Raw genomic sequence first — 13,873 nt, forward strand, 5'->3', positions numbered from 1 at the left:
TAAAAATATGAAGAGGTTATTGCTGCTATTAATTGAGTTGTTGTATTTACCATGCTTATTTATTTTATGTTTTATCTCTCGTTTTATTAACAAGAAAATTGATATTGGATTAGGGCCAGAACCGTTAATTAATAATATTTATCACAAGAAGGCACTTCAAGCTTACAATTATACTGCTGAAACTTTCGTTACACAAACTTATTTTATTGTAAAGGATTTTGATAGGAAATTCATTTTTAGTAATAAGTTTGCTTCTATCTTTTTTTTAAGAATATTGCATATAGATTTTTTATATTTAATTTTTACGTATAAATGTTTGTACTCTTATTTTAATGGATGTTTACTTAATTCAAGTATACTTTGGACTTTCGAACCTTATTTATTAAAAGTAGCAAACATCAAAATCATATTAATGCCCTATGGTGCTGACATACAAGACTTAATTCGCACTCCAAATCTTGTTTTTAGACATGCTATGTCCAGTGATTATCCACTGCATCGATTGAAAAATAAATTAATTTCTCGAAAAATTGATTTCTGGATAAAAAATGCTTCCCACATTATTTCAGGATGTGATTGGGTAGATTATATGTATCACTGGGATACCCTTATGGTTGCTCATTTTTCCATTGATACTTCTCTATATAAATATCTCTCTCCATTAGAGAAAACTAATAATAGTAAATTTAGAATTCTTCATGCTCCTAATCATCGCAATATTAAAGGTACGCAATTTGTTATTGAGGCAATTGAGTCTCTTCAGAAAGACGGTGAAGACATTGATCTTATTCTTTTAGAAAAAGTCTCTAATCAAGAAGTACTCCATGAAATTCAAAAAGCTGATTTGGTGATTGATCAGTTAATTATTGGTTGGTATGCTATGTTTGCCATTGAGTCCATGGTATTATCTAAGCCTGTCATTTGTTATCTTAGGGATGATTTGCTTTACCTCTATCGGTGTGCTGGACTTATTTCCTCAGATGAGCCACCACTTATTAATTCCAATCCTCTTTCATTAAAAGCCGACTTAAAAAGAGTGATTCATGATCCTAATTATTTATCGCTAATGTCAAAAAAAGGTAAAGCTTATGTTGAAAAAGTTCATTCGATTCACGCAGTTGGTGCAGTATTTGACACAATTAATCGATCTATTGACTTACATCCTTCTACAAAATGAATATCATACTGACTGGCGCAAATGGTCTTTTAGGTAAAGTATTACAAACAAGTCTAGTTAGAGAGCATCAGGTTTTTGCTTTAGTTCGTCAGTCCTTAAAAGTTCCCATCCCAGGCATTCATTATATTATTACTGATTTTAGCCAACAATTTTCATATTCACATTTACCTAAACAAGTTGATGCGATTATTCATTTAGCTCAATCTACTTATTTTCGGGAATTTCCTGATAAGGCGTTAGATATTTTTAATGTTAATATTGCCTCTACAGCTTACCTGTTAAACTATGCCCGTCAAGCTAATATCCGTATATTTATTTATGCTTCCTCTGGTGGTGTGTATGGAAATAGCCATCAACCCTTTCATGAAAATTCACCCATTGTCCCCCCTGGGAAACTTGGTTATTATCTAGGAAGTAAACTATGTAGTGAAGTTTTAGTGCAAAGCTATGCTGCATTTTTTCAAGTGATTGTTCTCCGTTTCTTCTTTATGTATGGCCCTGGGCAAAGACGTTCGATGTTAATTCCACGCTTAATGGATAGTGTTAAATATCATCGTCCAATTACATTGCAAGGGGTTAATGGCATTCGTATTAATCCGATTCATGTTCTAGATGCTGCTGCCGCTGCGATCGCCACACTTAATAGTTCAGAAAGTGCCACCTTTAATATTGCTGGACCAGAAGTTCTCTCACTTCGCCAGATTGCTGAAACCATGGGCAACTATCTTAATATTGAGCCACAGTTTCAAACTATCTCAGGAGAGCCACGAGATTTAATTGGTGATAATACAGCAATGTGTGAAAAACTACAAAAACCTACAAGGCAAATTAAAAATTATTTAAATGATATTATTTGAATCTGATTAATAATGAACTTTGTTTTATGAAAGTCTTGCATTTACCTAGTGCCGTAGGTGGTAATCCTCAAGGTTTAAGTAAACACTTAAATCAGCTTGGTATTCAGAGTGAAACATGGGTGTTTAAGCAAAACTACATTCAATATCCCGTAACCAAAGTTCTTTTTTCGCAAAATGATTTTCTTATATCCCGTGAAATGAAGCGCTTAAAGGCTTTCTTGTATGTTTTTGCAGACTATGATGTTATTCATTATAATTTTGGCTCTACATTGTACAGTTGGGAGTCTATGTATCCTAACGATAACTCCTTTCTTAAAAAAAGATTTCGCTCCTTTTATTCAGCCTATTTAAGTTTTATGCAACTATTTGAGCTTAATATCTTAAAATGGCGCAAAATTTTAGTTTTTGTTCATTATCAAGGAACAGACGCTCGCCAAGGAGATTACTGTATAGAGCATTTTGGCCCTGAGGTTGGTCCCCAGGTTAGTTATCAATTTTATACCCCTGAATCAGATGTTCGGAAACGAAGAGAGATTCAGCGTTTGTCCAAATACTGTAAAAAAATTTATGCCTTAAATCCAGACTTAATGTATGTATTGCCTCCCCAAACTGAGTTTATTCCCTATAGCCATATTTCATTGAATGAATGGACTCCTAACTATACCCAACTTCAGAATCGGCCTCTAAAAATTGGTCATGCACCTAGTAACCGTAAAGCAAAGGGAACTCAATTCCTCCTTGATGCCCTAGATAACTTAAAACAAGAAGGCTATAAATTTGAGTTAATTCTTGTTGAAGGAATGAGTCATGCAGATGCGAAAGCACAATATCAAGATATAGATATTCTAGTTGATCAATTATTATTAGGATGGTACGGCGGATTAGCAGTAGAGGCTATGGCCTTGGGTAAGCCAGTTATCGTCTATATTCGTGAGCAAGATTTAGGATTTGTTCCACCTGAAATGGTCAATGATTTTCCTTTTATTCAATCAAGCTTAGAGACAATTGAAGAAACACTTCGCCTGGTTTTGAAAATGCCAAGGGAAAAGTTATGGGCGATCGCTCAGCAAAGTCGAGCATATGTTGAGAAATGGCATGATCCTCTCAAAATCGCATCAAAGATTCTCAAGGATTATGAAAGTTTTTTGAGTTGATATATTCCTATAGCTACGATTGAATTAAAATTAATGGATTTTACCCTTGACATAAAATTTGTCGCGTTCCCATCGGCTTGCTTCATTTAGCAGTGTCCTACACTGAGCCAACTAATCTGTGACCGTCCCTGAATAACCATTCCTCTATTGATCCGCAGCAATATCCGAAGTGTCCGCTGCTGGGCCGCTTCTTTAGCATACAGAGAACTGCATTCCCAGTCAGATATGATTTGGTTTAGCTATATATTTCTGGAATCATTCAACGTTAAAATCACAGATAAAATAAGATTCACGAATCAGGCTGGGGGTAGTTCGAGTATGGGTAGTATCATCGGTTTTGTAGCGATCATTGCTTACTTTATTGGTTTTTGGCGGTTTTGGCAGGGGTTCGATCGCACCCACTATAGTCAATATCGTCTTCCCCTTGCGGCCCTATGGCCCCTACTCCTCATCGCCAATAAATCCTATCGGGAAAATTTTAGCCGCGCCCTGAAAGGATAGTTTTTCCTTGAGCAATGCCCATCTAGGGTTGGGCCAAGAGCCTTGGGGTGATCGCGGGTATCAGGTCTGGCTCATTGGTGGCACCCAAGAAAGTCGGGAGATTGCCCACCTCCTTTTAGAGTATGGTCTTTCCTGTGTTGTGACGGTAACAACGGCAGCGGCTCGTCATCTCTATCCGGTTCATCCCCAATTGCATATTGTTGTAACAACGCTGCGGCAGGAAGAGGCTAAACCCTTTCTGCAATGTCATCGTATTCAAGTCATAATTGATGCGTCTCACCCCTTTGCGGTGGCCATCTCCCAACTGGCGATCTCCCTGAGTCAGGAGCTATCCTTACCCTACCTGCGTTTTGAACGGCCGTCGGCCCCATCCGCCATTGGCGCATCTATCCAACTGGCCACCATTGATGAGTTGATTCAGGGGGATTATTTGAATCAGCAGCGGGTCTTACTCACGTTGGGATACCGATTTTTAGCCCACTTTACGTCTTGGCACGATCGCTCCACGTTGTTTGCCCGCATTTTACCCTCCATTCCCGCCCTGACGGCTGCATTAGCCGCTGGCTTTTCTCCAAATCGATTAGTTGCCCTGCGGCCGCCCATTAGTGAGGATTTAGAACGGGCATTGTGGCAGCAGTGGCGTATTTCCCTGGTGGTTACTAAGGCATCGGGGGCCCCTGGCGGCGAACAGATCAAACAAAACATTGCCGCCCAATTGGGGGTGCAACTGATTACGATTAACCGGCCAGAGATCGCCTACCCGCTTCAGACGAGAGATCGCCAAGGGGTGATCCAATTTATTAAAACCTTGGGCTGGAAACCCGTCTCCTAGGGTAAAGAGAGTCAGGTTTCCAGGGGAAACTGGCCCCGCTGCTTGCGGGACTCTAGGGCTTGGGCAATGAGATCCAATAGTCCAGGGGCCTCTTCTTGAATCGTCAACAGGAGCCGCTCTCCAATGGCAACTTCCGCACTATCCGCCGAAGATTGGGTGGTGCCAAGGCGAATCAATTCCCGTAAACGGGGTACGGTTGTATCCACAATTTCCACTAATGCCCCCAAACAGCGGAAAAACTGCCGTTCCGTCAAGGTGCCATCCTCTAGGGGAAATTCAATAATGGCCCGAACTTCACCATCCCGGGAATCGTATTCCCATTGCAGCATTTTCGTTTCCCAGGAAATACAAAGGAGGGTCTGTAAAATGGCTTCCTTGTAGCGGTGATGCTTCACCCCAGGCAAGATGTCAGGACTGTAGATCTTGAAAAACTCGCCATCTTCATCGAGTTGGATAATGACAATAAAACGATCCAGGTGATCTCCGGTGACACCCGTAATAATCTGATTATCGCTGAGGACAACTTTGTAGTTGAGCTTGTGGTTATCCAGATAACGGGAGATTTGATTCAGGGTAATAGCCATCGATCAATACCGGAGCAGGTATGTTGATCATCTGGCCACAGCCTCCCCTTCCACAAGCCTCAATTAGGGTATCTTAAACAATTAGACCTGTTAATTTTCTTTACAATTATGATTGCTCCCCTCCCACCCACCCCAGAAACCCTGCCCCTGGAAACAGAATTTGCCCTCGATCAGTCCGCTCGGCGGAGTCGATGGATGCAGCGGGTGTTAACGCCAGCCCTACGCTGGTGGCTATTATCCCAAGTGGAAGGGGCCGCCGAACTGGATATTACCCTAGGAGCCGGCGATCGCCAATTACTTTCAGGTTATTTGCCCCTAGTGCAGGTTAAGGCAAAACAGGTAATTTATCAGGGCCTCCACCTGAGCCATTTAGAGTTACAGGGGCAAAATATCCGCGTCAATTTAGGTCAAGTGGTGCGAGGGAAGCCGCTCCAACTCTTGGAAGAGGTTTACGTCCAGGCCCAGCTATTCCTCAATGCCACAGACTTGCAGGCCTCCCTGGGGTCAGATTTAATGCGGTCAGCCCTGACAGATCTACTGCGGATTTTAGAGGTACAGGATCGGCGGGCATCGGGCATGGGCCTCGAACAGTATGGTGTTCAGGAGGCAGAATTGAGTCTAGGCCATGGGGAGGTCAGCGGTGTATTTGGGTTGCAAACGGCGGAAAATGGCCCCCGTTCCCTGACCTTTCGCAGTGGCTTAACCCTGGAAAATGCCCATACCCTTTGTTTTCAAGACTTTACTTGGTTAGAAATGGATTTACCGCCCCGTAATATTGCCATTGATCTGGGGCCCGGAGTGAACTTAGAAACCCTTTCCATCCAGCCCGATGGATTAGCCTGTCAGGGGGCGATCGCTATTGATCCTGAAGCCCATTTATCCTGAAGTAATGTCCTAGGGATGGAGAGAAACGTAAGGTGAGGAGAAGTAAGATATTGTAAAAACGTGAAACATCTTGAACCAGATACAGTCAAGGCATACAAGTACATACAGGTAAAGTCAAAACATAAAAGAATTTCTAAGCCAATGATTTGCATATTTCTGGGAACCCATGGGTTGTACACTAATGCCCATAGACTTAGAATCTATAGACTAGGAAATAGTAAGAATAGGGGAAACAGTTAAAAATAGGGAAAGGATAGACATCAATCAATTGTAGATCAAGGTAGTTGAACTGTAACAATTAGGCTCTAAATGTCCCTGTGCCGATTGTATTTTAAGAGTTGTTTTAAGAGTATTGTGTTTTAGGAATATGAGGAGTGTCTTGTGCTGCGAATCCTGTGGATTACTCAACTCAACTTTAAGAATTTGAATGTTCGTCCCAAAACGGCATTCTCTAGTTTCGGTGTGGGCTTACTGTTCTGGTTAGCCTTGATTTGGCAATTGCCCGCCCTAGCCGTAGAGTTACGGGTTGCCATTGTGGAAGCGGCGCGGCAGGTGCGGGTTGGTAGTTCCACTTCAGCCCGACTCCGGGATCATTCCGGTCAAGTGGTCTCCACCCTAGGGGCGCGACAGGGGCTAACGGCAACCCTCAGTGGCGGACAAATTCAGGTTGGTGGAGTTCGGAGTCCACGGGTATGGCTACAACCGGATGATGGCGGCTATGTCCAAATTGGCGATCGCTGGTATCGGGGTCGGGTGCAATTGGTGAGTACCAGCCGAGGATTGGCGGCCATTAACTATGTTCACCTCGAAGATTATCTACCCAGTGTCGTTGGCAAAGAAATGTATGTGTCCTGGCCCCAAGAGGCCCTAAAGGCCCAAGCCGTCGCCTCTCGATCCTTTGTCCTATTTCGCCGCGATCGCGAACTACGGCGAGGCAACACCCTCTATGACGTTGGGGCCACAGTCACCCATCAGGTGTATCCCGGTGTCAGTAGCGAGGCCCCCAGCACCCTAGCTGCCGTTGCTGCGACCCGTGGCCAAGTTCTCACCCACCATGGCCAAATCATTGAATCCGTCTTCCATGCCTCCGCAGGGGGCCATACCGAAAATTCCGAGCATGTGTGGAGTGGTGCTGTGCCCTACCTCCGGGCGGTTCCCGATTTTGATCAGGCGGCCCCCAATTATCAGTGGACGGTGCGCTTTACGGCGGCCCAGATGCGTCAACGAATTCCTGGAATTGGCAATATTTTGGCCCTGCGCCCCGCCCAAACCACGCCCAACGGCCGGATCATTTCCATGCAGGTGGTGGGGGATGCCGGTAGCCGCACGATTACGGGGGCAGAATTACGGCGGGTCTTAGGCCTGCGAAGTACCCTGCTGATGGTCAATCCCGAACTGGGTCTGATGGCAGATAGTCAGCAGCGATCGCCGACTCCCGTTGCCTTCCAAATCATTGGCCGCGGCCATGGCCACGGATTAGGCATGAGTCAGTGGGGAGCCTTGGCTCTGGCGAATCAGGGCTACAGCTACGATCAGATATTGCGGCATTATTACCAGGGAGTACAACTTTCATCCCTGGGCTACTAGCTCCCATAACTCTAGCTCGTAGTAAATATTAAATGCTAGATGTCAGCTATAAAACCGCTCGGGCCGGGCGGGAATGCTTGGCCACTGCTGTCGTCATTTGATGGTGGTGACTGACGTTGAGGGGTTCAAGGTTGAGACGATAGCCCACATTCCGCACCGTTTGAACCAGGCGGGGTTGTTGGGGATCTACCTCTATTTTTTTCCTGAGAGCTAAAATATGGGTGTCCACGGTACGGGGATTGTCGATATTATCGGGCCAGGCCCGGTTGAGCAATTCCTGGCGACTCAAGGGATTGCCCCCTGCCTGAGCTAAGACATAGAGCAGACTAAATTCCTGGGGGGTTAGATCCACGGGACTATCCCGTACCAACAGACGGCGTTGCACCAAATCAATTTGCATATCCCCACAGTTCAGGTATGCCGGTAATAGGGGACGACTGCGACGACTCAGGCAATCGATACGGGCTAGAAACTCCTGCATACCAAAGGGTTTCGTTAAATAATCATCGGCCCCGGCCCGCAAACCGGTGACAATATCCACCTCCGTCGCTCGGGCAGATAGCATAAACACCAAAAGTTCCTGCTGCCGCTTCAGCCAACGACAGAGTTCGAGGCCATTCCCATCGGGCAGATCCGAGTCCAAAATCACTAAATCAGGATGACGAAGTTGAAACACTTCCTGGGCCTGTTGACAGCCGCCGGCCAAGTGAACCACATGCCCTGCCTGCTGAAGATGCCAGCCCAGTAGCGATCGCAAATGGGGATTGCCTTCTACGATCTCAATATGTACCGAGGTCTGCAAGGTTCATGCCCCCGTGGTAATCGTCACTACATTTTAGAGATGGAAGCTAATCTAGCAAATTTATCTCGACCATTTAGTAACTGTTAAGACAAAAAGATCAACCCGTTCAGCATAGGTCTCAAAATACTTCTCAAAACCCATACTCAAAACGAGTCGGGAAATGGCCAAGGCGATCGCCGGGTCTGGCTAGGATAAAATAGAGGTTCTGTCTATATTATCCGTGGTTTAATTGCCTATGCGTCTGTCCCAGATGCTTTTTGTCACCCTGCGGGATGATCCTGCCGAAGCAGAAATTCCCAGCCATAAGTTACTGGTGCGGGGGGGGTATATCCGCCGGGTTGCCAGTGGTATTTATGCTTACCTACCCCTGATGTGGCGGGTGTTGCAGAATGCCAGTCAAATTGTCCGGGAAGAAATGAATCGCTCCGGTGCCATGGAATGTTTGTTGCCCCAACTACAACCGGCGGAGCTTTGGCAAGAATCGGGTCGCTGGGATACCTACACCCAGGCGGAAGGGATTATGTTTGCCCTTGGCGATCGCCAGGAGCGGCAACTGGGTTTAGGACCCACCCACGAAGAAGTGATTACGACCATTGCTAAGGAATTAATTCGCTCCTATCGGCAATTACCCCTCCATCTCTACCAAATCCAAACAAAATTCCGGGATGAAATTCGGCCGCGGTTTGGTTTGATGCGGGGACGAGAGTTCATTATGAAGGATGGCTACTCCTTCCATCGGGATCAGGAGAGCCTTAAGGAAACCTACGCCGTCATGTATGAAACCTATTCACGGATTCTAGTCCGCTGTGGGTTGACCTTTCGGGCGGTGGAAGCGGATTCCGGGGCGATCGGTGGCTCCGGTTCCCATGAGTTTATGGTGCTAGCCGATGCGGGGGAAGATGAAGTCCTCTATACCGAGGATGGCCAGTATGCCGCCAATGCGGAAAAAGCTATATCCCAACCCCCTCCAGCCGTTCCTAGTACCACAAAGAAATCCGCCACGGTGGAAACCCCAGACGCAACCACCATTGCCGACTTAGTGGCTTGCTTGAATTGTGATCCCAGCCAAATTATTAAAAATGTGCTCTATCGGGCGATTTACGACAATGGCACGATTGTTTTAGTTTTGGTGAGTATTCGCGGCGATCAGGAGATCAACACCGTCAAACTCCACAATGAACTCAGTCGTTTAGCACCAGACTATGGGGCCGAAAAAGTGTTGGCTCTCACCGTTGCCGATGCCAATGCAACTGACTGGGCCGCCAAGCCCATTCCCCTGGGTTCTATTGGCCCCGATCTCGCCGATGATTACATTGCCCTGAACGCGGCGATCTCCCCGGCATTTTTACGGCTGGCGGATCAAACAGTGGTGGATTTGAAGCATTTTATTACGGGAGCCAATCAGGCGGGCTACCATCGCGTCGGCCTCAGTTGGGGGAAAGCCTGTGCCAAGCCTAAGCGGGTGGTGGATATTCGCCTTGCCCAAGGGGGCGATCGCGCCTGCCATGATCCTGAACAGACCCTCCGGTCGGCCCGGGGGATTGAAATTGGGCATATTTTTCAACTGGGCACCAAGTATTCCCAAGCCTTGGGGGCCACCTATACCAGTGAGGCGGGGGAAGAGCATCCCCTGGTAATGGGCTGTTATGGCATTGGCGTGTCCCGGCTAGCCCAGGCAGCGGTGGAGCAAAACCACGATAAAAACGGTATTATCTGGCCCCTAGGAATTGCCCCCTATAAGGTGATCATTGTCATTCCCAACTTGAATGATGAATCCCAGGTGGCGATCGCCCATCAGCTTTATGAGCAACTGTGGGCGGCGGGCATTGACACCCTCCTCGACGATCGCGACGAACGGGCGGGGGTTAAATTCAAGGATGCAGACCTCATTGGCATTCCCTATCGCATTGTCACCGGCCGCTCCCTAGGGGAAGGAAAGGTGGAAGTGGTGGAGCGATCCACGGGGCGATCTCAGTTGATTCCGGTTGCTGATGTGACTGGGGAGATTAAATCCTGGGTGAGTGCCACCCTAGATATTGCCCATCCAGCTTACCCCCTAGAGCTTCCTAGGTAGGAGAAGAACCACCATGCCCTCCCCTAGTCAGATTAGTGATGCGGTGCGCCAACTCTATAACACCTACCCCTTTCCGCCGGAACCACTGCTGGACGAGCCACCCCCTGGCTACAATTGGCGATGGTCCTGGCCCAGTGCCTATGGCTTTTGCACCGGAGCCTATCCGCCCCGTTTGGATGTGAACATCTTGGATGCGGGGTGTGGTACAGGGGTGGGAACCGAATACCTGGCCCACCTGAATCCAGAGGCCCGGATTACGGCAATCGATCTGAGCGAAGGGGCCCTAGGGGTTGCCCAGGAGCGGTGTCGGCGATCGCGGGCCGAGAATGTCACCTTTCACCATCTCAGCCTCACCGAGGTGGCCCAGTTGGGCCAGTCCTTTGATTTCATTAATTCTGTCGGTGTGCTGCACCATCTCCCCGATCCAGAGGAGGGTATCCGTTCCCTGGCCCAGGTTCTTGCCCCCGGTGGCTTGATTCATATTTTTGTCTATGGGGAATTGGGCCGCTGGGAAATTAAGTTGATGCAGCAGGCGATCGCCCTACTCCAAAATCAGAGAGATCAGCTCCGGGATTATCGCCAGGGTGTGGCCACGGGCCGGGCTCTCTTTGATCTTTTGCCTGCCACGAACCGGATTAAACAGCGGGATCAGGAACGCTGGGGCCTGGAAAATCAACGGGATGAATGTTTTGCCGATATGTATGTCCATCCCCAGGAAATTGATTACACCATTCCCAGTTTATTTCAGTTGATTGCCGCCTCAGGCTTGGAGTTTGTCGGCTTTTCTAACCCCAAGGTGTGGCAACTGGAGCGACTCCTGGCAAAAAATCCCCAGCTTTTAGCCCAGGCCCAAACCCTAAGCCAAGTTGACCAATATCGCCTGATTGAACTCCTGGATCCGGATACGATCACCCACTACGAGTTTTTCCTGGCCCGCCCACCCCGCCCCCAATACCACTGGCAGGAGGATACCGATTTGTTGGCGGCCCGGCCCCTTCGCCACCCCTGTATTGATGGTTGGCCCGCCGCCTGTGTATTTAATGCCCAGTACGAGGTGATCCACTTGGGCGATCGCGATCAGGCGTTTCTAAAAATGGCCACCGGCGAACATACCGTAGCAGACATCCTTGGGCAGTTAAATGAAAAACCTGGCCATCCCCCCAGTTCCCTGGATTTAACCGCTGTGCGATCGCTCTTGAACCAGGAACTCATTCTCCTGAAACCCCATTAATTGAAGCCTCTGGGGTACAATTGTCTGGAAAACTTGGCCCCAGTAGGAGTCGTGGAAAAAGGTACCTTAGTTGAATTCCGGCTGCAAAATCAGCGACGTTTAGGCGTATTCGATCGCCCTGAAGGGAAAAAGCATTGGATTCTCATTGATCAAAATCAGCAATCCCACACCGTCCATCCCCGCCAAGTAACCTACGTGGTTAACGGCAACCCTTACCGGCCCCAAGACATTGCCGCCTTTATCGCAGACGTGACTCCTCTGGTGGAGCCAGACAGCCTAGAAATTGCCTGGGAAATTATTGCAGAGGAACGCCGCCCCATTACCGCCACGGATCTGGCTCTAGTTCTTTTCAGCGAAACCTTACCCAACTATTGCTATGCTGCCCATTGCCTATTAGCGGAAGATAAACTTTATTTCAAACAAAAGGGGGAGGTCTACGAAGCCCGCTCCCCCGCCCAAGTCACCGAACTCAAGCACCAGAGCGAAAAAGAACGCCTGCGTCAAGAGGAAGAAGCGGCCTTTCAGGAGCGAATCACCCAGGCCCTCCAGGGCGAAAACGTAGACTGGGCCCCCAGCGATCGCCGCCGCCTGGATCTTCTAGAACGCTATGCAGCGGCCCTAGAGTTAACCCCCCAACTTTCTGGAGCCAATGACCTTCTTCAACAGTTAGGCCGTCCCTCCGGTCAAGGTTCAGCTTTTCAACTTCTGGTAGATTTGCAACTATGGAGTGAACACGAGAATCTCTTTCTTCGCCGTAGTCAAATTCAAACCAGTTTTCCGCAAAAGGTTGTAGACGTGGCCCAACAATGCCTCCTGAATCCACCCCCCGATTTTGATGCGGCCCATCGCCGTGATCTGACCCATTTGAAGGTCTACACCATTGATGACGAGGGCACCCAAGAAATTGATGATGGCTTGAGTATTGAATCCTTGCCCGAAGGCCGGGAACGCCTGTGGATCCATATTGCCGATCCCAGTCGTTGGCTCGATCCAGGGGATATTCTGGATCAAGAAGCCCGCCGCCGCGCCACCACAGTTTATTTACCCACGGGCATGATTCCCATGTTTCCCTCCGAGTTAGCCACGGGCCCAATGAGTTTGGTGGAAGGGGCCACCTGCTGCGCCCTTAGTTTTGGCGTAATCCTAGAGGCCAACGGCGCAGTAAGCGAGTACACCATTTGCCCAAGTTTGATCCGTCCCACCTATCGCCTCAGCTACGAAGACGTGGACATGATGCTGGAATTAGCCGTACAAGCGGAAGCGGAATTGTTGGCGATCGCCCAATGGGGCCAAATTCGCAACCAATGGCGACACGGCCAGGGAGCGATCCAGATCAATATTCCCGAAGCCAGTATCAAAGTCAATGGTGATCAGGTGCAGATATTGCCCCTCAATGATTCTCCCGCCCGGGAACTGGTAGCGGAAATGATGATTTTAACCGGGGAAGTCGCTGCCCGCTTTGGTACCGATCACGGTGTTCCCCTGCCCTTCCGTTCCCAATCCCAGCCCGAACTGCCCCCGGAGCAGGAGTTAATGCTATTACCGCCGGGACTGGTGAGGGATTCGGCCATTCGTCGCTGTATGCCCCGCAGTGAGATGGGAACCAATCCAACCCCCCACGCCAGCTTAGGATTAGCAGCCTACTGCCAAGTCACCTCCCCCATCCGCCGCTATAGTGATCTATTGGCCCACATGCAGATTAAGGCCCATTTGCGCGGTGAAGCCCCCCCCTTTACCCCCCAAGACCTAGGGGAAATTCTGCTGGGTCTGGTGGCATCAGTGCAGGAGTCCATTTTAGTCGAGCGGCAAACCACTCGGTATTGGTGCCTGGAATTCCTCCGCCGTCACCGTAACGAAGTATGGCGGGGTATTCTTCTTCGCTGGTTGCGCCCCGATGATGCCCTAGGCTTAATCCTGTTAGAAGATCTGGGGGTAGAATTAGCCATGCGATTTCAACGAACCCCGATATTGGGGGAATCCCTGGAGGTGCGTGTCAGCCGTGTGGATCCCCGTACCGATCAAATTTGGCTGGAAGAAGTCCGGGAAACTCCCGCCACCGCCGAAGCGATCTCACCCTGAATGCTTTACTATAAACTTCCACAGAATAATTAATTCATGAGTCCTAAGAATCTCGATAGCATTGACCTGGCAACCTATATTGAGCATACCCTACTGGATCCCCTAGCCAC

At 48.3% G+C, this 13,873-nt stretch carries 12 protein-coding genes; 10 read left to right on the forward strand and 2 right to left on the reverse strand.

Annotation, left to right across the window (positions count from 1 at the left end):
- Positions 1-7: 7 nt before the first annotated feature.
- The 5 genes from L3556_RS03400 (at position 8) to L3556_RS03420 (ending at position 4,521) form a co-directional block, all read left to right on the forward strand.
- Positions 8-1,177: a glycosyltransferase family protein gene (locus L3556_RS03400; RefSeq protein ID WP_277865908.1), complete on the forward strand. Its 1,170-nt coding sequence runs from the start codon at positions 8-10 to the stop codon at positions 1,175-1,177.
- Positions 1,174-2,034: an NAD-dependent epimerase/dehydratase family protein gene (locus tag L3556_RS03405; RefSeq protein ID WP_277865909.1), complete on the forward strand. Its 861-nt coding sequence runs from the start codon at positions 1,174-1,176 to the stop codon at positions 2,032-2,034. Before L3556_RS03400 ends, L3556_RS03405 begins: the two co-directional genes overlap by 4 nt.
- Positions 2,035-2,060: 26 nt before the next feature.
- A complete protein-coding gene (locus L3556_RS03410) occupies positions 2,061-3,188 on the forward strand; it encodes a glycosyltransferase family protein (protein ID WP_277865910.1) in 1,128 nt (375 codons plus the stop codon).
- Between the two features lie 318 nt (positions 3,189-3,506).
- Positions 3,507-3,689 (forward strand): hypothetical protein, encoded by a 183-nt coding sequence (locus L3556_RS03415; RefSeq protein ID WP_277865911.1) that lies wholly within the window; start codon positions 3,507-3,509, stop codon positions 3,687-3,689.
- Positions 3,690-3,696: 7 nt separating this feature from the next.
- Positions 3,697-4,521, forward strand: coding sequence for a cobalt-precorrin-6A reductase (locus L3556_RS03420; RefSeq protein ID WP_277865912.1), 825 nt, complete (start codon positions 3,697-3,699; stop codon positions 4,519-4,521).
- 11 nt (positions 4,522-4,532) lie between these two features.
- On the opposite strand, the gene L3556_RS03425 is transcribed toward L3556_RS03420, so the two are convergent.
- A complete protein-coding gene (locus tag L3556_RS03425; protein ID WP_277865913.1) occupies positions 4,533-5,105 on the reverse strand; it encodes a hypothetical protein in 573 nt (190 codons plus the stop codon).
- A 108-nt stretch (positions 5,106-5,213) separates the two neighbouring features.
- Here L3556_RS03425 and L3556_RS03430 point away from each other — a divergent pair, with 108 nt between their 5' ends.
- Positions 5,214-5,990: an LmeA family phospholipid-binding protein gene (locus L3556_RS03430; protein WP_277865914.1), complete on the forward strand. Its 777-nt coding sequence runs from the start codon at positions 5,214-5,216 to the stop codon at positions 5,988-5,990.
- Positions 5,991-6,371: 381 nt separating this feature from the next.
- The gene (locus L3556_RS03435) at positions 6,372-7,577 is read left to right on the forward strand and encodes a SpoIID/LytB domain-containing protein (RefSeq protein ID WP_277865915.1); all 1,206 of its coding nucleotides are present in this window, start codon (positions 6,372-6,374) and stop codon (positions 7,575-7,577) included.
- A gap of 46 nt (positions 7,578-7,623) precedes the next feature.
- On the opposite strand, the gene L3556_RS03440 is transcribed toward L3556_RS03435, so the two are convergent.
- Complete coding sequence (locus L3556_RS03440) at positions 7,624-8,379, reverse strand: response regulator transcription factor (protein WP_277865916.1); 756 nt, start codon at positions 8,377-8,379, stop codon at positions 7,624-7,626.
- 235 nt (positions 8,380-8,614) lie between these two features.
- On the opposite strand from L3556_RS03440, the gene L3556_RS03445 reads away from it, so the two are divergent.
- Genes L3556_RS03445 through L3556_RS03455 form a run of 3 tightly spaced genes read left to right on the forward strand, consistent with a single transcriptional unit; the run spans position 8,615 to position 13,763 of the window.
- Positions 8,615-10,453: a proline--tRNA ligase gene (locus tag L3556_RS03445; RefSeq protein WP_277865917.1), complete on the forward strand. Its 1,839-nt coding sequence runs from the start codon at positions 8,615-8,617 to the stop codon at positions 10,451-10,453.
- A gap of 13 nt (positions 10,454-10,466) precedes the next feature.
- On the forward strand, positions 10,467-11,684 hold the full coding sequence (locus L3556_RS03450) for a class I SAM-dependent methyltransferase (RefSeq protein ID WP_277865918.1): 1,218 nt from the start codon (positions 10,467-10,469) through the stop codon (positions 11,682-11,684).
- A gap of 51 nt (positions 11,685-11,735) precedes the next feature.
- Positions 11,736-13,763, forward strand: coding sequence for a ribonuclease catalytic domain-containing protein (locus tag L3556_RS03455; protein WP_277865919.1), 2,028 nt, complete (start codon positions 11,736-11,738; stop codon positions 13,761-13,763).
- Positions 13,764-13,873: the final 110 nt, after the last annotated feature.

The organism is Candidatus Synechococcus calcipolaris G9 (genome assembly GCF_029582805.1).
Classification (GTDB): Bacteria; Cyanobacteriota; Cyanobacteriia; order Thermosynechococcales; family Thermosynechococcaceae; genus Synechococcus_F; species Synechococcus_F calcipolaris.

Excerpts from the sequence above, each read along its gene's own strand:
- L3556_RS03405 (WP_277865909.1), top strand. The coding sequence starts at position 1,174 with ATGAATATCATACTGACTGGCGCAAATGGTCTTTTAGGTAAAGTATTA.
- L3556_RS03445 (WP_277865917.1), top strand. The coding sequence starts at position 8,615 with ATGCGTCTGTCCCAGATGCTTTTTGTCACCCTGCGGGATGATCCTGCC.
- L3556_RS03400 (WP_277865908.1), top strand. The coding sequence starts at position 8 with ATGAAGAGGTTATTGCTGCTATTAATTGAGTTGTTGTATTTACCATGC.
- L3556_RS03410 (WP_277865910.1), top strand. The coding sequence starts at position 2,061 with ATGAAAGTCTTGCATTTACCTAGTGCCGTAGGTGGTAATCCTCAAGGT.
- L3556_RS03425 (WP_277865913.1), bottom strand. The coding sequence starts at position 5,105 with ATGGCTATTACCCTGAATCAAATCTCCCGTTATCTGGATAACCACAAG.
- L3556_RS03415 (WP_277865911.1), top strand. The coding sequence starts at position 3,507 with ATGGGTAGTATCATCGGTTTTGTAGCGATCATTGCTTACTTTATTGGT.
- L3556_RS03430 (WP_277865914.1), top strand. The coding sequence starts at position 5,214 with ATGATTGCTCCCCTCCCACCCACCCCAGAAACCCTGCCCCTGGAAACA.
- L3556_RS03450 (WP_277865918.1), top strand. The coding sequence starts at position 10,467 with ATGCCCTCCCCTAGTCAGATTAGTGATGCGGTGCGCCAACTCTATAAC.